The sequence below is a fragment of the Acinetobacter sp. H1(2024) genome (genome assembly GCF_046557555.1).
Taxonomy (GTDB): domain Bacteria; phylum Pseudomonadota; class Gammaproteobacteria; order Pseudomonadales; family Moraxellaceae; genus Acinetobacter; species Acinetobacter seifertii.
The window spans coordinates 782,012-801,735 of record NZ_JBKGFO010000001.1; the positions used below are offsets into that span (position 1 = coordinate 782,012).

Sequence of the window (19,724 nt, forward strand, 5' to 3'; positions counted from 1 at the left end):
AGTTTAAATTAGCTATTCAACACCATCGCATCATCTTCTGAATTTTCAGTGACACTCTGCACAAAGGTATGTACTGACACCGTATTTTCTCCAAAGACAAAAGGAACGATATGTTCAGGAAAATGCATACTGAGCATAAAGCCATAAATATCAACTAAATGCTGGGTATGCCCCAATGAAGATTTCACATAAATAAAGTGATGTGGTTCAACAGAAGTTTGTGTAAATTGCTGCTGCAAATGCTTCGCTGCTTTTATATCTGTCTGGTCTGAAAGAATAAGTACATATGGCTCTTCCCCAGCGTACTGCGGCAATTCATTTAAGTTCAGAGTATTAAGAACTTTTTCTGTCTTTTCTTGCCCCATCACAATTTTTAAATTTTTAGCAGGTTCAAGTTCTTCAATTTTTAAAGAGGGATCTGCAATAAGGCAGCTTGCCGCGAACTCTGCCGGAATATAGTCCTTAACCATCCAAGACTTTTCATCAATCAGGTCTTGATCTATTTCTGAATCAACAGCAAGCACGAGAAAAACTTCATGCTCTTTCTTTTGAATACGTTTTAATAAATGAATAAATTCTTGATAAGCTACACGCTCTCCCCAAAAGTGATATTCGATATGAACTTTTTGGGAAATAATGCCAATTTCAGTAAAGAATTCTAAAATCAAATCATTACTTTGCTCATCATTCCATATATGCAATAAATCCTCTGGAAGAAGAATGTGTAAATTCAGTCGATTTAAACGATGTACTTCAACTACAGGTGTTTCTGTATCTTCATATTCAGAATTTGGATCAACCCATGCAGGATGCATGTGATATTCACGGATCTGATGAGATTCATAAAATAAAATTGAACGCTTTAAATGTTCAGCCAAGTGGTACAAATTCTCTATGTTTTGTTCTAATTGCTGTCTTATTAAAGACATGATCCGAACTTGTCTTGGTGAAGCGGTGTATTGAAAATCCTCTTCACTCGACTCAACTAAATCTTTAATTCGATAAGATAAAAGAGGTAATCCATAAGAATTTAACAACTGATCATCAAGTTCTGGGCTTTTGAAATCTTGTATTTCTTCAATAATCGTTTCATTCTCACCTAACGCATGTATAGCGAAAGCAGAGTAAATATGGAAATCTAGCTGCTCTAAAGGCTGATCAGGTGTAGTCTGTTGTTTTTGACTATCATCATCTTGACGTTGATTTGCAGCTTTCTCTTTCTTTTGTTTATAGCTTTTATAAGCGCTATAAATCAACCAAGGCGATAAAATCGCCAGTGTAATGATTGCCGGTAACAAAAGGAAATAAAGGAAAAAATCACCTTTATCAGGGTTATATTGAACATCACGCCAGTAGAAAATAATCAATCCACTAACAATTGTAAAAATAGCGATGAATGAGAGTAATATTTTTTTAATCATATTTGCTCTCCAATAAGGCTATAACATGTTTCATGGCTATGTGTACTAGGCTTGCGAGACATTAAAAAAGCACCTTGCCCTAAGCCACTTTCTTGGCTTTGAGTTAGGCGAACAGGTTGTATTTCCGACTCATCCAGTATCAATCTTAAATCGATTGATAGAGTCGGACTGCACCATGTTTCTACAATTTTTTTGAGCTTTAAACTAAGCTCTTGATGAGGTAAAAACTTTAAATATTGCCTACGCTTAAGCGGACCAATCTGAATCTCAATTTTTCCATCAATTTGTTGAATCGTTTCTCCACAAAACGTATTTATACCAAGTAAGCTAGGCTGGCTTCCGCCCAAAGTTGTTAACTGATCACTTGCCAACTTAAATGATTCTTGTATGAACTCTTTAATTGTAATTTCATGCTTAAATATACAACTCAACATAGTCTTCAAAGCATGAACAGTATTATTTTGCCCCTGCATTAAACCTGAAAATTCGGCAAAATATTCATCTAAATCTTGTTGTTGATGTTGTGATCTAACATAACCATTTAAAGCATGCAGAATATCTAAATAATCATTTTTATTTTCTATTTCATATCGCACAGGCAAGTGATAAGTAATACTTGACTCTACATACTGACTCGTTAACTTATGATTAAATAAACTCAAAAACTCTTTAGTTTCAGCGCGTTGCTGCCGTGGAGCCTGCTTAATTTTATTTGTATAGGTATAAGGTAATGCACCTTGTATACCAGTAAGACCAACAATCAAGTTTGTTAAATGAACACGCTCATCTACTAATTCTAAACTTTCAATCTCGGTGGCCGGAAAGTTTAAGTTAAATGAGGTCTCAAACTTAAAATGATCAGTCCACGACGAAGAAGAATCATTAGCTGGGCTATGACGCAATAACCGTGTTGCTTGAATAAATTCAAAAGATTTAGGGCGTTGAAATAACTCAGCCGTTATAGAAGAGTCTTGCCACCAACGTTCTGACTGCATTGGTATAACTCCTGCTGAGATGAATAATCCTTAACCACCAAATCAACAAAACTATTAATTTGAACCTTTAAATTAAAAACACGACTTAATAGTTGACTAAAAATATATAAGCTATGCCCTCTAAATACAGATGAATCAATTTGTAATTCAGCTTTTACCCCTCTCACAAACATTGGAAATGGTTTGCCATCTACAAGTTTATGGGTAAGTGAAAATTCTAATTTTTTAATTGATTCAATAATTAAATAATTTTCTTTTGACTGCGGTAAGTTATATAAAGCCAACAGCTCTTTAACATGAGAAACAGCATCCCCTTTCATAAGCGCTAAGCTATTTAATGAAAGATGCGAAATCACACGCCATTGCTCACTTTGGCCTTGTTCAAACTTATAAGGCTTTGTTGGTCGCTTTAAAACAATGGCACGTCTAGCCAAGCTACTATCATTTAAATTTAATACGTTATTAGACTGTCCCAGTGCTTCATGAGGCAAGTCACGGTTTGAACATAATAATTTGGTGCTAATAAAATCTGAGCGTGTTGAAAATGGATTTAGATTTTTAGAAATAATGGAATAGCCCATTTCAACAAAATTAGACTGTAACTTTTGATAATTCACTGAGTAAAAAAAGCGAGCTGTATCATTGTGATAATGGCTCATCGCAAAAAATGGTAAAACAGGAACATAGCTTTCTTCCTGATTTGTTTTTTCACGTACCATATTCATTTCAAGTATTGAATATACTTGATAAAATTCAGGATGATGAGCGTCTGTAACGAGTGGATATTCGAGTTGCTTATGAACTATTTTTTGAGGTTCCGCATATTTTTCAAATAAGTTGATTACTGGGGTAGTAAACAATTTAAAGTTTGCAATATTTAATTCAGAATAGTTTCTAACAACGGCTTGATCATTTAAATTTAATTTAAAATGAATTAAAAGCTCAAATTCGGATACTTGCTGAGGTATAGCCTTTAAAAAATCTAAATTGAGTTTAAGATAGCTAAATTTTTCTGGGAAACAAAAATATTCCATCAACAAACGATAAGCATGATGCGTATGTTGATCGAGAAGTAATAAACTTTCTTGTTCAGAAAAACCTATTAATTCGAATGGATTCTTACCCAACTCGACAATCGTTTGACCATGTTTAACCGCAAAACTGGTCCCTTTTTTAAAAATACTATCAAGTACTTGTAAAGGAAAATTAGAGATAGCATCTAAATAAATAGGAAGCTTCTCATGAACTAAGCATGCATGAGCACTGTTAAAAATTTCAAATTTAAGGCTCAACGTTGCATTTTGATTTAAGTGCATATGTGCACTAGGTGTAGTTTTAAAATCTAAACCACTTAAATGAATAGGTAGTAATTTAACATCTTGAGTTGTATTAAACTCACACTGTACCCCTTTAAAACTACGAGATTTCAAAACCGTATGGTCAGGTACAAGATGAGGCTCTGTAAGCTGTTTAATTTTATTAATATCTTCAAAGCTAACAACTGAACAAGCAGGAAAATGACGCAAGTATTGAGGAAACATTACCTCAAATAAAGAACGAGTAAAAACATCATAACTGTCTGTAAGTTTTTTATCGATTCGAGCGGCAATCAGCGAAAAAGCCTGTATCAGACGTTCAATATGCGGGTCATCAATTTGCTCTTGATTTAAAGATAAGCGCTGAGCAATTTTTGGATATTTTTGGGCAAATTCTCGAGATTGCTGACCAAATTCTTGTAATTGTTTTTCATAAAACGGTAAAAGCTCTTCTATCACAACACACCCACTACGCTTAAGTTCTCGCTGAAATTACATACTGCTGCGTTGTTGGTTTTAACAATGCATCAAATACAACAGGTTCATATAGAGGGTGAATATTTAGATAAGCCTGAATACTTAAACATAATGCGCCCATATTATGTCCATCTAACAACATCTCTACCCGTATTTGTCTTAGCCGAGGTTCATGAGCTGCTATTGATTGCTCAATGGATTGGCAAATTTTATCTCGGTCCAGAGGATTGGCTGTAGAAAGCCCAACAAAATCAATAATCCCGAACTGAAGTATCGATTTTTTTACAAGCGGATAGTCATCAACCACATGATCTAACTTTGCTACCCGACTATTGAGCAAGTCTTCTAAATCGTTTGCGACTGATTCTCTTAATTGCTGAATAGAAAGACCTTTTGCATAATCTTCACTTTCTGGAATTAAGCGATCAAATAAAGTTGAACGAAATCCGTATGGATAAAGCCGATCTAAGTTCATTCGAGTTCACAACAAAGCACATTTAGAGACAGCAGAGGCTAACTTTATGTCAGCCTCCACCAAATATTCACTTAAATAATTATGCAGCGTAAGAAGCTGTATTATTAGAAAGTGACCATTTTTTAGTAACAGCACCTTTAGCAGTACCGTTAATATCTTGTTGGTTATAAGTCCACTCAACAGCAGCATATTTCAAGCCAAATGCTTCTGTAGGAACGCCTTCTTCGTTAACAGTTGGAGTCACACTAGAAACTAGAACGTGCTTCAATTTGATTTGTAAGTACTTGATACGTTTATCGCCATTTGCACGATAAAAATCGATTTGTACTTCATCAAATGTATAACCAGCTGAACATGCTTCCCATAGTTTCGGGCTAGTAGCATCTAAGTCTTTCACGAAAACCATGTCAGAATGTTCAACACGTTCAGCAGTGTGGCCACCTACGCTACTTGAAGTAGCAGATTTAGGTTGACGAATGTTATGAGACCAAGAGTTAACTTCTAACCAACCTTTGTGCTCAGAATCACGAGATTCTCCATCAACTTTGTATTTACCGCGAAACTCAACGTATATATCTTTCATTTAGAACTTTCCTATTTTTAATTTAAAGTTATTCTTTAGCTGACCTTGATTAATTTGAGGACTGAGGTAACTCAGTGACAAGTCGTAAAGAAACCGACAACTCATCCAGCTGGAAATGTGGTCGCAAGAAAACCACAGATTTGTAGTGACCTGGTTGAGCAGGATCTTCTACAACTTTTACAGACGCTTCACGTAATGGGTATTGAGCTTTTGCTTCTTGAGAAGCACCGTCATCAAGTAATACATACTGTGACAACCACTCATTTAAAAATGCTTCAACATTACCGGCAGAAGCAAAACTACCCACTTTATCTCGCATCATTGCTTTTAAGTAATGTGCAATACGTGAAACAGCCATGATGTACTGAATTTGACTTGATAAAGCCGAGTTTGCATTGGCAGTATCATTGTCATATTTTTTAGGTTTTTGAGTTGATTGCGCGCCAAAGAAAGCTGCGTAATCTGTATTTTTACAATGTACTAACGGAATAAAGCCTAGATCGCTTAGCTCTTTCTCACGGCGATCTGTAATTGCGATTTCAGTTGGACACTTAAATACGACTTCACCATCTTGTGTTTTAAATGTATGGACTGGTAAACCTTCAACCAAACCACCACCTTCAACACCACGAATAGCGGCACACCAACCATGCATATCGAATGCATTTGTTAAACGAGTACCAAAAGCATAAGCTGCGTTCATCCACAAATATTCATTGTGGTTTTCACCAGAAACATCTTCAATAAAATTAAAGCCTTCTGTCGCAGTGCCTTCTTTTGGATGATATGGGAGACGACCTAGAACATGTGGCAACGTCAATGCAACATAACGTGAATCTTCACTATCACGGAATGAACGCCATTGTACATATTCAGCCGTTTCAAAGATTTTTGAAACATCTCTAGGACGATCAATATCTGTAAATGACTCAAGGCCTAAAATGCTTGGGCTAGCTGCTGAAACAAATGGCGCATGCGCTGCTGCTGCAACATGAGAAATTTGTTCAAGCAAATACATGTCAGATGGTGTACGGTCAAACTCAAAATCACCAATTAATGCTGAATATGGAGCACCACCAAAAGAGCCGTACTCTTCTTCATAAATTTTCTTAAATAAAGTGCTTTGATCAAAGTCTGTAGCACCCTGAAAATCTTTTACTAACTCTTTCTTTGTCGTATTTAACATACGAATTTTAATGAGCGGATTTGAAGGAGTTTCTTGGCAGAAGTAATAAAGACCACGCCACGTTGACTCAATTTTTTGAAATTGTTCATTGTGCATAATCTGACTTAACTGACTTGAAATCAGTGCATCAATTTCTGCAATACGCTTATCAATTGATAAAGTCATATTTTCAGAAACAGTAATGGTTCCAGCCATTACTTCTTTAGCAAGTTCACCAATTAGACTTTTAGCACGCGTATGCTCTTCGTCATTTCGTGCAATACGACTTTGCTCAACAATCGAATCTAAAAGATTAACTTCTTCATTTTCAACAAGTGGCATCGCTGCTGATTGAGTATTATTCATGATCAGCCTCCGCACTTAATTTACGAATTTGATCAGTATTTTTAAGAACTTCATCAAGCAAATCTTCTAAACGTTCACTGTTAGAAATTTTGTTTCTTAAATCAGTTAAACGTTCACGCGCTTCAACGAGTTTCTTTAATGGATCAACTTGTTGAACAACATTTTCTGGACGAAAATCTTCCATTGACTTAAATGTTAAATCAACTGCCATTCGCCCACCCTCTTCAGTTAGCGTATTATCTACCTGAAAAGCAGCTCTTGGAGACAACGACTCCATTACTTCATCGATATTGTCTAAATCTACATTAATAAATTTTTTATCTTTTAATTTTGTACGTTCAAGCTCAGATGCTGCGGAAAAATCACCCATCACACCAACAACAAACGGGAGTTCTTTCGCTTCTTTTGCATCACCGATTTCAACATCGTAAGTAAGCTGAACACGAGGAGGTCGAATTCGTTGAAGCTTCTTTTGTACGCTTTCTCTTTTAGCCATAAGGTTCTATCCCAGATTATTTAGTTAAAGGGTCAAAAGGCGAACTTTTTGATTTACTAACACTCGCAACAGGCGCAGTTTTTGGTTTAACCGCAGGTGTTTTTACTGGCGTTACTGTATGTTTAGTTGTTGATCGAGAACTAGAAACTCGATTACGCACTACATTTTGTTTTCTATAACTTCTTTTTTCATTATCAGCCGAACTACCTTCCGAACTACTTTTAAAACTTGACGGATCAGGTGCTGGCATTGCCGTATGAATATTTTCAATTAACTGCTTTGCTGGAGGATATGTCACGTCATTTGTTAAATAACGCATTTCCTGTCCACGCATTTGTTGCAAAGAGTTATTTGCAACACTTACACCAGATAAAAACATTACATCTGTTAATAATGAACCACGAACGTTTTGGCTCTGCAATTGATTAGCTAAATTTAATGCTTTAACTGGTTGGTTGGTCTGATAAAACCGCATAGCTGCTTTAGCTAATAAATCATTCTTTTGAGTAGAATTATCTGTATCACATACTTGTTTAAAAAGACTTAACAACTCTGGATCAGTTTGACCCTCGATTATAGGATTTTTCTTAATACAACTTTTCTTTAGTTTTATAGGCTCTAATTCTGCAGCTTGTGCACAAGATAAACCAACATAGTTACCAATTAAAAAAAGTATCAAAACACTTTGCTTTAACACAACTTTCATTCCTCTATCTTCTTATTTAATCAAGGTTTTATTGAAAAATTAACATTTTATAAATATTAAAAAATCAAGTTTAAACCTTATATTCAAAAAATTTGATCGCAGTTTATCATATAAACAAACATATTTTATATAAAAATCATATCGACTTAAACTAAAAGCAAATAGTTAAGATGCTTATAAAATATAGCTTAATAAAGTTTTTCTAACAAAAAAATAATATTGTTTATTTTTGTAAATAAAAATAAACAATTGATATTTATGATTTTTTTACAATATAAAAATTATTTAAAATTTATTAAATTATTAGCTTCTTATTGCATATGAAACATTTTCTTAAAAATATTTAATCTTAAATGACATTAAAGTTAATTCTGTTTGGTTAGTAACAAATCAGATCGAGTCACAAAGCACCACCCATTACATAAAATAATTAAAGTTGTCAAGACTAATCTGTCTATCTATCATATTTTTTAAAACCAATTTAATGCTTCCCTAGCACAAAAAAAACATACTCTCCGTACGCGACCATATCTTTTCTATAGTTTTTTGCTTGAATCGGTTTTTTTGATAAAAATTGAAAATTATTATTTTGATTGTTGTAATGATCTAGACTAGGAGCCACATGTTAGCGGTATATTGTATTTTCTTAAAAATTACTTTTAACCTTCAAATAAATTGAATACCCACTATTCATATTTCTTATTAGAATACTCGTATCACCTTCAACTATATGTTTTTTTTAATAAGATGATTAGACAGAATTTAGCAATTATTCTACTTTCAAGTATTACATTAACTGCTTGTGCAAAATCACTGAATAATACAGATCAAGCTCATACGCCAATAACCAAACAAAATCTCTCACCAGAGCAACAAAAGAAATTACAACAACTACTCGATAAAACAAAAAAGAATCTTATAGAAATTAAGGGAGGTACTTTCATGATGGGAGACTTTGGTGAGGAAAAAAGCCCAGATAAATTACCCTATGATAGCAATGCAGATAGTAAACCTTTACATAAAGTCACTTTAGACAACTTTGCATTAAATGCAACCAAAGCAACTTATGCTGATTTTGATGTATACACTGAAGTCACGGGGCAAGAAAAAATTGGGAAATTTGATGAGTTATCAATCCAAGATCGAATTCCCAATTCAGCAGCTGGCGTCAATTGGCAGCAAGCACGAAGCTACTGTCAGTGGCTAGGAAAACAATTAAATTTAACAATGGATTTGCCTACTGAAGCACAATGGGAATATGCTGCACGAAATCGTGGACAATACATTCTTTACCCTACAGACAACGGTAAAATTGATATCGGTAGAAACGTTTGGAGTTTTGAACAGCGTCAAAATCAACAAAATAAATTAAATGCTTTTAGAAATATCCCTGAGTTAATAAAGTTTCCTGCAACCCCTTTAGGACTTTATGACATGATTACCGATAATTATGAGTGGATGCTAGACTGGTATGACCCACAGTACTATAGCAAATCTCCCGAGAAAAACCCTAACGGCCCCGTAAAAGGGACTCTTAAAGTTGTACGTAGCTCAATTCCATCTGAAGGACAGACTCTACAATCATTTGGAGGTTTCACTTTCAGTAGACATGCTATTCATCCTGTAGAAGACCCTGAAGCCGCTAAAGATAAATTGACAAAAAAACATCATCTTGACTTAAATCAAAATAATTCAGTCAGATGCGCAGTTAATTAAAATTGATTATTATAAAACATATAAGGTAACTATATTCTTATATGTTTTATATTTATCCCTCTGGTCTTTATCAAAAGCGTAAGAATATTCTAGCTGCTTGTCATTAGAACAACCTATTCTAAGTTGCTTAGTTATTTGAAATTTTCTAAACATATTAATAAAATAGGAGGAATAAGAAAAACTTTATTATAAACATCCATGAAATGATTACTCTCTAAAAAGTTATATTATTTCTATATGGAAATAACAAAATCTCTATTTATATCTCTTGTTGGTCTTACTAAAATGATCATATTACCACTTAACCACATGATTTTTAAATAAGATGATTAGACAAAATTTAGCAATCATTCTACTTTCAAGTATTACATTAACTGCTTGTGCAAAATCACTGAATAATACAGACCAAGCTCAACCCCCAACAACCAAACAAAACCTCTCACCAGAGCAACAAAAGAAACTACAACAACTCCTCGATAAAACAAGAAAGAATCTTATAGAAATTAAGGGAGGTACTTTCATGATGGGAGACTTTGGTGAGGAAAAAAGCCCAGATAAATTACCCTATGATAGTGATGCAAATAGTAAACCTTTACATAAAGTCACTTTAGACAACTTTGCATTAAGTGCAACAAAAGCAACTTATGCTGATTTTGATGTATACACTGAAGTTACAGGGCAAGAAAAAATTGGGAAATTTGATAATATTTCAATAAAATATCGTATTGCTAATTCAGCAGCAGGCGTCAATTGGCAGCAAGCCCAAAATTATTGCCAATGGCTAGGAAAACAACTTAATTTAAAAATGGATTTACCGACTGAAGCCCAATGGGAATATGCTGCTCGAAATCGCGGACAATACATTCTTTACCCTACAGACAACGGTAAAATTGATATTGGTAGAAACGTTTGGAGCTTAAAACAACGTACTCTTTCAAAGCAACAATATCACGCCAATAAAGATATTTCTATTCTCCAACAGTTTCCTGCCACTCCCTTAGGTTTATATGACATGATTACCGATAATTATGAGTGGATACTAGACTGGTATGACCCACAGTACTATAGCAAATCTACTGAAAAGAACCCCCACGGTCCTAAAACAGGAACCCTTAAGGTCGTAAGAAGCTCAGAACCATCTGATGGACAGAACTTACAAATGTTTGGAGGTTTTACCTTTAGTCGCCATGCTATTCATCCTGTAGAAGATCCCAAACTATCAAATGATCCTGATATTAAAAAATATAATATAGATTTAAATCGATTAAATTCTGTACGATGTGCCGTTAATTACTAAAATATAAAAGTATATAAGGTAACTAAGCCTTATATACTTTACTTTCATCAGTATCATCAAAAGGTTTAAGAATATTTTGATTACTCGCCATGAGAATCATATCTTCCTCTCCACTCCATACCGCTTGCTGTATTTGCAACTGTTTAAAACGCATATCATCTTGATTTTTTACCAGCATATAATTCAACGAACCCGCAATTTTCTTCGCTCCTTTGCGGTATTTTAAATAGTCTTGAAGCCATGTATTTATTTGAGTACCGTTATAGTCAATACCTGAATTTAGACAACGAATTATATCTTCCGCGTACTTTTCATCATTTCCATAATTAAGAAAACGAATAATATCTCCCTCTACCTTACCTAATTGAGTTTTAGTAAGTTTTATTCCTTGCGGATGGATATGCTGAATCGTATTTTCCCATTCCTCAGTAGAGATACATGTTTTAAAAATATTGATTACTGCTGTCTTCCTAGTTGGGAAAAATTCAACTTTCATATCTGAAAATTTAACATTCATATCAAAAATAGGAGCAGTTCTATCTGTCCAATGTGTTACTGCATAAAGTAGAATCCCTTTAGTTTCAGGTGTTGCATAAAGTAATTCTTTTTTTCCGGAACTGGAGTTAATATTTTGTGCAGTTTTATAACGTCCTTGATCAATATCCAACCTATCGAGCCATTCCCCATATAATTCTGATATTTTTTTTATATTCTCAGTTACAGGATGATTCTCACCTATACAATAAGCCAAAACCTGTGCAGTTAACAAAAATGCCGCTTCATTTATGTAGAGTAATGTCTTAAATCCTGCGTGAGCAACTTGGGTTTTAATAAAACCAAGATAACTTAAAAAATGCTCTGTCCCCACAACAAATGAGGCCACTCCTTTTGCTCCTATTCCCCAACATAGATGAGCTGCTACTAATATTTTGAAATTACCTGAACTTCGATCGTAGCCAATTTGAAATTGCCCTTGTGCACCCGCTCCTGCGCTAACACCACCGCCAGCCGCAGCTGAAGCGATTGCCACAAACTCTCCTTCACCGCTGCCATCCCCTTTAGGCTTAAACCACTCTATAGCCCCTTTAAGTAAACCTTGTATTTGAGCGCCAGCAAATGCATTAATACCAATATTGCCTTGATTCTGCGCATTTTCCTGATTATTACCAATTATTTTTAAACTCCCTTGTGCTGGCTGAAACATTGGCTTTTTATTACGATCTACCATTTGACTCATTGATCTTTCTGGTGGTCTTACCACAGCCTTTATGACCTGAGTTGTGCCTTGATAAGAAATATCAACGGATAGATTGCCAGCGATCCCTAAATTTGCTCCTGAAAAACCAGATATCTCCGCCCCAATTAAAAAACGGATTGTTCCTAAATCATAGTTATCATATTCAAGTTTCCAGCCTGTTTCACACGGATAAAATTTACGCCATTCTTTAACTCCTTCAAATAATGTCCATTTAGTTGACATATCTCCAGAAGCCTTAATACTTACCCCTTTTGGCGCAGCACTTATTGAACCTTCGCCACTTGCTCCAGCGACCATGCGCATCCACTGTGCTTCTTGGGTAACCGTAATGTCTCTACTATTTTTGTACTCCTCCGCAATTTCGCCCCCCAAGCCCCCTATTAAGTTATAAACAGCTTTCTCATCACTTCCAACACTACCTTTCGCTGTCAAAAGTTGTTGTGAAAGTTTTTCAAAACTACTACGGATTTGTGCAGGTTGTTGTACAGTATATTGATTTGCCGTTACATCCACATTTGTCTGAGGATTCCTACGCTTTGCTTTTAGCTCTTCATATTCTGTAACTTTTAAATAACGACGCTTTAAATTATATTTAGATGCTTTTTCGTTAGTTTTACCTGTGGACTCGACCACCCACACTTCTCTTAAATCAGCTCTTTGTTTAAATTCACCATTAATCTTTTCAATGGCCTTTTCCTGATTTATATTTAAACGTTTTTCCAATTCTTTGATTTCATCCAAATCACGACTTTGAATTGCTTTTGTTAGATTTGCATTCGACTTATGAACCTCCTTCACTGCGTCAGATAATATTTTGGTTTTTTTATCAAATTCAGCATAGACTGCAGGTGGCAAAACAAGTACTTCATTGGTACATGGGTTAATCACTATAGGTGGCTTTTGTCTTGCCCCCATGTTTTCTTTATGATTAATATCAGGCTGAGTTACTGCTATCGAAGTCGGAAAAATAATTTGATAAATGACTTGTTTATCTATACAGGTAATCGGCTCGTACCATTCACTATTTTTTATAGCAGATCCTAAAGTATATGTAACTCTACTTTTCAGATGTGTGTAAACTAATTGGGTATATCCTTTTTTATCAGGTGGTCCCGGCCTTGCATTGATTAAAGGTTTACTCTGATTTTGAGCGAATATTTGATAATCTACTATTGGAATACCATTTCCAGCGCTATCAACAAATCTATATAAGGCATAGTTTTTAAACTTAAGATATTTTGTTTTTTTTACATTATGTGTATTTTTCTTTTTGTATTCCTCATAAGACATATTAAGCCTTTCATTTAATTCTTCTGCCAAATCTGAAGGGAAAGCTGGTCGTATTTTCGATAAGTTGAAAAAATTTTTTTGTTTAACCGCTTTAGCATTTTTTCTTAGTTCTTCCAAATCTTTACTTGCTTTTTTCTGCATAAGCTCATATTGAGCTTTTGTTAAAAATGAAGTATTGCCTTTAAGTCTTATATCATTTACTTCAACTATATTATTTCCCTCAGCCAAAATAGGCTTTATAGTCTTCTTAGGGCTGAAAATAGTTTCATACCCCTCAACAAAAATATGCAATTTTCCATTTTGATTTAATGAAATTGGTTTTGTTTGTCCTTTTGAGTTTGTAGTACCCTTATAAGTCTCTTTCGTCCCATCTTCACAGAAAAAGGTTATGCTGTATTTTACATTTGGTAATTCTTTATTTCTTTGATTATAAAAAACTATTGTATATTCAAAAGTAGTATAGCGATTCATTATATCTCTAACCTTTTACCACTAGTTTATATTTAGAAGCATTTTCATCACTAATATGAATGGAAATTTGCTCCGACCCATCTGTTTCAAATCTTTGAGTCAAACCTTGGGCGTTAGTTTTCCCCTTTTGTCGGCTACCATCCATCCTAAAGGCAATATACTCAACATTTTTCGCAGGCTTTCCATCTAAATCAGTAATTTCAAAAGTCAAATAACACCGTTTATTTTCCTGTTTTTTAGGTGGAGTAACCTTTTCCCCTCCCATAAACACATGCTGCCCTGCTTTCACCTCAAGCTTACCGCCCGTAACAGGGAAAATGCCTGAACCATTGAGTTTCACTTGAGATCCATTTGCAGTCAGATTAATTTCAGTTGGACTAGTAATAAAAACTGTGTCTTCGGTTGAAGTAATTTGCACGCCTTTTCGAGCAATCACATCCAAAGCATCACCTTGCGCCTGAATTTCAACTTTACCTTGACCAGCAAAAAGTCGAGCACCTTCTTGGGCAGCAAACAGACTTATTTTTTGACTCGCATGACCCACTATATTTTTTTGTGTGCTGATGTTAATGCTATCTCCCGCACTATGATTAAGCTGCCTATTTGCACTGAGATAAACATCCTCATTACTACTTACGGCAATACTTTTTGGAGAGGCCAACAACATGACCGCTGATTGAAACTCAGCAGCCTTTTTAGGATCTTCTTGTTTGAGAACTTCTAACAAAGTCTGAATGTTCTCAAGCATATCCAGTGGGTCAGTTTGCTGATTTTTAGCCACTTCGCTGAGTGACTTGGCATTGCTAAGACCGCCTTCGATTTGTTGTTTGGCCTCAGCTGCGTCTAGGTGTACACCTTGAGCTTGGTCTTGTTTATGAGTACTAATGAGTAAGCCACTATCTGCACGTAGCGCACCCCACTGGTCAGTTCTGAGTTCAAAGCCTTCGCCACGACCGTCGCTTTCCGCCTTGTCTTTTGGATGGCTTAAGTTACCGAGGTTGAGTTGGCTAGCCGCATGGCTGCTTTGTAGCTGGGCACTGATTTGACCTGTAGTGTCATCAAAACGGAGTTGGTTAAAGCCTTTGCCGTCGACTTCTTCAGAGCGAATACCACTGAGCTTTTTGGTATCAGGTAATTGGCCTTTCTGGTCGAACTGGGTTGGGTGGCGTTCAGCTTCGTGAATACGCCCTACCACAAATGGACGGTCAATGTTGCCGTCAAAGAAGTCAATCACCACGATCTCGCCCACGCGTGGCAAGAAGCGTGCTCCATAACCTGCACCTGCCCATGGGGTCAGCACATCGACCCAAGCTGAGTCAGTGTCATTGTCGTTACTGCCTGCTCCACCATCATGGCTATGGTCGTCAGCTCGGGTAAACAGGAAGCGGACTTTAATACGTCCCCACTGGTCGACATGAATGCTTTCGCCTTCTAGTCCTACTACTTTAGCGCGCTGCGGATAAGCTTCTGGACGGTGTTCTAGCGGGTTATATTCTGGGACAGCTTTAATGTTGCGTCGAACGACATTGAGTTCAGCAAAATGGCGCTGCTCAGGATTTTGCGTGTCGAGTTCAGTTGCCTTGAGTTTGTTTTGTGGTAATAGGCGCTCAAGCTGCTGTTGTAATTCTTTCGGTAAATTATTCTGGTTATAGTAGTGCTTGCTTAAGATCAAGAACTCTTTATCAGCACTGTCATGCTGGTCGAGTTCCGGGTGGTCATTGAGTTCAAACCAGTAACCCACCTGTGCATCGCGGACATTACCTGAAACGGTAAACTGTTTAGAAGTCAGATGATGGTAAGCATTGATGTTCTGATTGAACTGTTCAATCTGGCTATTGCCTGAAGCGGTGGCTTGATCTTCACCTTTTAAGTCCTGCATCCACGCGGGGCTAACGTGCCATGCATCTTCAAGGTTTAGGCTCGCATTATCATAGTGTTCGCTGTGCTTTTGGGTGCCTTGTACGCTGCCACTACCTTCTTCTTGTTGTAAGGCATCGGCTTGCCAGCGTTGGATATGAACCGACGTCGGCTGTAGGCTTCGTTCAGCTTTAACTTGAGTAATGGTATCGAACTGTTCTGTCGCACTGCTGCGTTGGTAACGTAGGTTACGGCGTTCAAGGGCTTTATAGTTTTGATTTTCATCAATCAAACGTAGCACTTGTGGCTGAATCGAAGCATTCGGATCAGCGACCAAAAGCTGTGATTCATCTATAAGCCAATTAATGCCTTCACTACGCCACAAACGGGTTAAAAAGTCATAATCGCTTTCGTTAGACTGCATCACAAATGGACGCACATCGTAGTCTTTGGTTAAGCCAGATGTATCAAGGGTTAAGCTTGAAGCAAATAACGGACTTTTGCCTTGCCATTCTTTAAACAAAATTTCGCTAATATCACGCACGCTTTTATTCATAAACACGCGGCTATTGCGGCGTTTATGCCAGAGTGCAGTTGGGTCTTTTAAAGTTAAATTATAAATGGTGAGTGAGCCGTCACTTTGACCTTGACTCGCTTCGGTAATAATACCTGTCGTTCTAAAAAATTGGCCCATGTCAGTGACCTGATCGATAGCAACCTGACAGCCAATAAATTGTTTTAATGCAATATGTGCATTTGTAGATAGGCACAATAATTCAGCAACGCTACCCTGATTAAGGGTATGTTCGCCTTCAATACGTTGCAAGAAGACTTGCTGATTTAATGATGGGTTGGAAAATAGCACATGAAGTACGCGATTCTGTGCAACCAAACCTAAACTATCTAAAATTTGAAATATTTTATGGGACATCATTATTATAAAACTGGGTCATAATCAGCGTTATCTTATAAAAGATAGACAGAATTGTCTATTTATATGGCTTTAAATCGCATCATTTACATTACTTTTATTTTATCAAAAGGTAAAACGAGCCACCAAAAAGTCTATCAAGGCACGTGTTTTGGCAGGCAAACTAGAGGCGTGAGGATAAAGTAACTGAATACTTTGTAACGGTAACGAAAAATCTGGAAATAACCGAATTAGGCGATTGTTTTGAATATCTTCATCAACTAACCATGCAGGACAAATTGCCACACCTAAAGATGAAAGAGCCATTTGATGAATAGCTGTTACCGAATTTGATTCATACTGACTTCGAATAAAAGGTAATGCATATTGCTCCCCTAAACTGTTTTGCAAAATATATTGTGAATCTTGCCAATTTAATAAGGTGTGTCCAATCCAAGGGACATCTGCCAAATCGGATATATTTTCTACAGGATGTTTTTGTATAAATTGCGGAGTAGCGACAAGATAAATGGGATATTCCCCAATTTTCCGAGTTTTTAGAGATGAGTTTTTTAAATTTCCTAAGCGAACAACCAGATCTAATTTTTCAGTGACTAAATCATCGAGAGATGAATTAAATGAATACTGTAAGCGTAAATCTGGGTAAAGCCTACAAAACTCAGGAAGTAAAGGCAGAATAAAACGTTGGCCAAACTCATTGGTAGACGAAAACCGTAAAGTGCCTGTAATGCTTGTCCCTAAGTGTTGGCTTCGTTCAAATGCTTCATCAATATGAAGTTGGATTTGTTTAAAATCTTCATAAAAATGCTGGCCAATTTCAGTTAATGCAATATTACGAGTGTTGCGAATTAATAGGCTTGTATTTAGCTGCTTTTCTAATTGTTTTATATCAATACTCACCATTGATCGGCTTAAGCCTAAAATTTCAGCCGCCTTGGTAAAAGAGCCGGAATCAACGACCTGTAAAAAACTGGTAATTTGCTTGAGGTTTTTTTGCACAACTAAGCCAATTGTTTAAAATTATCAAACAATGATTTTACTTCGCTTGCATCGACAATAAAAGAGCTAGATCTTACCCTGCCTGCTCGGAGGTAGGTATGTCTTATCGATATAAAATAGCAACAGTGTTTTTACTTGGGTTCTTTATTGATTGCATCAACATTTTTATGTCTGCAATTGCATTGCCTCATATTGCATCGTCATTTTCAGTTAGCCAATCGATGGTCGCTTGGGTAACAAATGCTTATATTCTCGGCCTCATTTTAATTATGCCCATGAGTTTATGGTTAGCCACCAAACTTGGGGGCCAAAAATTATTGTGTTATTCAATGCTGTTATTCTCGATAAGCATCTGCTTTATTGGCTTTAGCGAATCGATTTATAGTTTAATTTTATGGCGATTTATTCAAGGTGTAGCAGGAGGTTTATTAATTCCAGTCGGGCAAGCTCTCGTATACGCATTCTTCCCGAACCAAGAACGCCAACGCATTTCTACATTAATTATGGCAATTGCTCTGATTGCACCAGCTTTTTCACCTGCCATTGGTGGCGTAATTATTGATTCATTGAATTGGAGATGGGTATTCTTATCTAACCTTCCTTTTTCTTTACTGGCGGCAGCTCTGGCATGGTTATGGGTTAAAAAAACAGAGAATATGTCGAGTGAAAAACCAGACATAAAAGGCTTAGGTTTTTTTAATATAAGCCTGTTATGTTTGTTACTCTCCTTTTCATTCTATAGTGATTATCACAACGCCTCATTCGCTCTAACGAGTTTTCTACTTTCGGCCGGAATGCTTATTTTTTATATTCGACATGCGAAGAAAATTTCCCGTCCTGTTCTTAATCTTGAGTTATTAAAAAATAAAAATTTACGTCATGCATTTATTGTCTATTATGCCGTTCCGGGTATTTTTACAGGCGTAAATTTACTCAATATTTTTAATTTATAGCTTAACTTTGGCTTTAATGCAAAACAAACTGGTTTATTCATGTTGCTCTATGCAACTGGGGCACTCGCAGCCATGATTAGTGGTGGCCTGCTCTATCAACGGTTAGGAAAAAAGTCTCTTCTTATTATTGGAATAACCCTACATAGCCTTGGCATATTTCTTTTGTTTTGTATTTCAAACACTAGCCCTTTAAGCTTTTTAGTAATTGCTTATTTATTGATGGGTATGGGCGGGGGCTTAAGTGCCAATATTGCCCAAATTAGCTCATTAATTGATTTTTCAGGCCAAGATTTATTACAAGGAAGTGTGCTCTGGAATATTAATCGACAGGTTTCATTTAGTGTCGGTACTGTCGTTCTCATTTCGATATATAACTTGATGTCTGGCTCAAGCGATCTGGTTCGCTATCAACATACTTTTTTAATTGCAGCTTTACTCTGCTTACTTTCACTCATTCCCATTTTAAAGGAGAAAACCCATGTCTAATCAAATGGATCAAGCCATTCAAAGTGTCATTGACCTACATATTTTAATAGAAAATGTATTTACAGGAAAAAATGTAGAGCAAAGTCTGAGTCCACTTTTAGATAGCTTTGATCAGAATTTTAAGATGGTTACGGTTCAAGGCCAGAGTATTGGTTTCGCTGAAGTGAATAGTTTATTTAGCCAGAATATCGGGAAGAAACCTTCTTTAAAAATCGACATTATTAAGAGTACAGCTTTATACGAATTTGAAAATTATTGTTGGGTGCAATATCAGGAACATCAGCAAACTGATGAAACCGAAACATTACGCACTTCGACGGCCTGCATTAAAGTAGAAGGTGAAAAGTGTTATTGGGTTTATTTGCATGAAACTTTAATTCCATCATCTTCTTAACTCATCTAAAACACCTTAAAGATGGCACCTATTTTGCTTAACAATATTACGTTTTATGAAAATCGTAATACC

Annotated in this window: 14 protein-coding genes and 1 pseudogene; 4 read left to right on the plus strand and 11 right to left on the minus strand. The window is 36.1% G+C overall.

Annotated elements, in window-relative coordinates; all coding sequences use genetic code 11:
* Positions 1 to 8: 8 nt before the first annotated feature.
* The 8 genes from ACLCEG_RS03705 to ACLCEG_RS03740 all read right to left on the minus strand — a co-directional run bounded on the left by ACLCEG_RS03705 (position 9) and on the right by ACLCEG_RS03740 (position 8,000).
* Complete coding sequence (locus ACLCEG_RS03705) at positions 9 to 1,421, minus strand: hypothetical protein (RefSeq protein WP_410565926.1); 1,413 nt, start codon at positions 1,419 to 1,421, stop codon at positions 9 to 11.
* Entirely contained in the window at positions 1,418 to 2,416 is a 999-nt protein-coding gene (gene tssG / locus ACLCEG_RS03710) for a type VI secretion system baseplate subunit TssG (RefSeq protein ID WP_410565929.1), read from the minus strand. The genes ACLCEG_RS03705 and tssG overlap by 4 nt, the downstream gene beginning before the upstream one ends.
* Positions 2,380 to 4,191 (minus strand): type VI secretion system baseplate subunit TssF, encoded by a 1,812-nt coding sequence (gene tssF, locus ACLCEG_RS03715; RefSeq protein ID WP_410565932.1) that lies wholly within the window; start codon positions 4,189 to 4,191, stop codon positions 2,380 to 2,382. The genes tssG and tssF overlap by 37 nt, the downstream gene beginning before the upstream one ends.
* 16 nt (positions 4,192 to 4,207) lie before the next feature.
* Entirely contained in the window at positions 4,208 to 4,684 is a 477-nt protein-coding gene (gene tssE / locus ACLCEG_RS03720; RefSeq protein ID WP_039255167.1) for a type VI secretion system baseplate subunit TssE, read from the minus strand.
* A 79-nt stretch (positions 4,685 to 4,763) separates the two neighbouring features.
* Complete coding sequence (locus ACLCEG_RS03725; protein WP_000653195.1) at positions 4,764 to 5,267, minus strand: Hcp family type VI secretion system effector; 504 nt, start codon at positions 5,265 to 5,267, stop codon at positions 4,764 to 4,766.
* A gap of 49 nt (positions 5,268 to 5,316) precedes the next feature.
* Positions 5,317 to 6,798, minus strand: a complete 1,482-nt coding sequence (gene tssC, locus ACLCEG_RS03730) for a type VI secretion system contractile sheath large subunit (RefSeq protein ID WP_004702469.1) — start codon at positions 6,796 to 6,798, stop codon at positions 5,317 to 5,319.
* Positions 6,791 to 7,294: a type VI secretion system contractile sheath small subunit gene (gene tssB / locus ACLCEG_RS03735; RefSeq protein ID WP_004702470.1), complete on the minus strand. Its 504-nt coding sequence runs from the start codon at positions 7,292 to 7,294 to the stop codon at positions 6,791 to 6,793. The genes tssC and tssB overlap by 8 nt, the downstream gene beginning before the upstream one ends.
* Positions 7,295 to 7,310: 16 nt before the next feature.
* Positions 7,311 to 8,000 carry a hypothetical protein gene (locus ACLCEG_RS03740; protein ID WP_100191550.1) on the minus strand — a complete coding sequence of 230 codons (690 nt, stop codon included), beginning with the start codon at positions 7,998 to 8,000 and terminating at the stop codon, positions 7,311 to 7,313.
* Positions 8,001 to 8,747: 747 nt separating this feature from the next.
* Between ACLCEG_RS03740 and ACLCEG_RS03745 the strand changes: the two genes are divergently transcribed.
* Positions 8,748 to 9,716, plus strand: a complete 969-nt coding sequence (locus ACLCEG_RS03745; RefSeq protein WP_410565935.1) for a formylglycine-generating enzyme family protein — start codon at positions 8,748 to 8,750, stop codon at positions 9,714 to 9,716.
* Between the two features lie 325 nt (positions 9,717 to 10,041).
* The gene (locus ACLCEG_RS03750; protein WP_410565938.1) at positions 10,042 to 11,013 is read left to right on the plus strand and encodes a formylglycine-generating enzyme family protein; all 972 of its coding nucleotides are present in this window, start codon (positions 10,042 to 10,044) and stop codon (positions 11,011 to 11,013) included.
* Positions 11,014 to 11,035: 22 nt separating this feature from the next.
* Here the strand turns inward: ACLCEG_RS03750 and ACLCEG_RS03755 are convergent, their stop codons facing one another.
* From ACLCEG_RS03755 to ACLCEG_RS03765, 3 genes are all read right to left on the minus strand, one after another.
* On the minus strand, positions 11,036 to 14,032 hold the full coding sequence (locus ACLCEG_RS03755; protein WP_410565941.1) for a hypothetical protein: 2,997 nt from the start codon (positions 14,030 to 14,032) through the stop codon (positions 11,036 to 11,038).
* A gap of 7 nt (positions 14,033 to 14,039) precedes the next feature.
* Positions 14,040 to 16,823, minus strand: coding sequence for a type VI secretion system Vgr family protein (locus ACLCEG_RS03760; RefSeq protein WP_410565943.1), 2,784 nt, complete (start codon positions 16,821 to 16,823; stop codon positions 14,040 to 14,042).
* Positions 16,824 to 16,925: 102 nt separating this feature from the next.
* On the minus strand, positions 16,926 to 17,819 hold the full coding sequence (locus ACLCEG_RS03765) for a LysR family transcriptional regulator (protein ID WP_410565946.1): 894 nt from the start codon (positions 17,817 to 17,819) through the stop codon (positions 16,926 to 16,928).
* A gap of 98 nt (positions 17,820 to 17,917) precedes the next feature.
* On the opposite strand from ACLCEG_RS03765, the pseudogene ACLCEG_RS03770 reads away from it, so the two are divergent.
* Together ACLCEG_RS03770 and ACLCEG_RS03775 are read left to right on the plus strand one after the other, a co-directional pair.
* Positions 17,918 to 19,258, plus strand: a pseudogene (locus tag ACLCEG_RS03770) (MFS transporter).
* Positions 19,251 to 19,652 carry a hypothetical protein gene (locus tag ACLCEG_RS03775; RefSeq protein ID WP_410565949.1) on the plus strand — a complete coding sequence of 134 codons (402 nt, stop codon included), beginning with the start codon at positions 19,251 to 19,253 and terminating at the stop codon, positions 19,650 to 19,652. The pseudogene ACLCEG_RS03770 and the gene ACLCEG_RS03775 overlap by 8 nt, the downstream one beginning before the upstream one ends.
* The last annotated feature ends 72 nt before the right edge of the window (positions 19,653 to 19,724 follow it).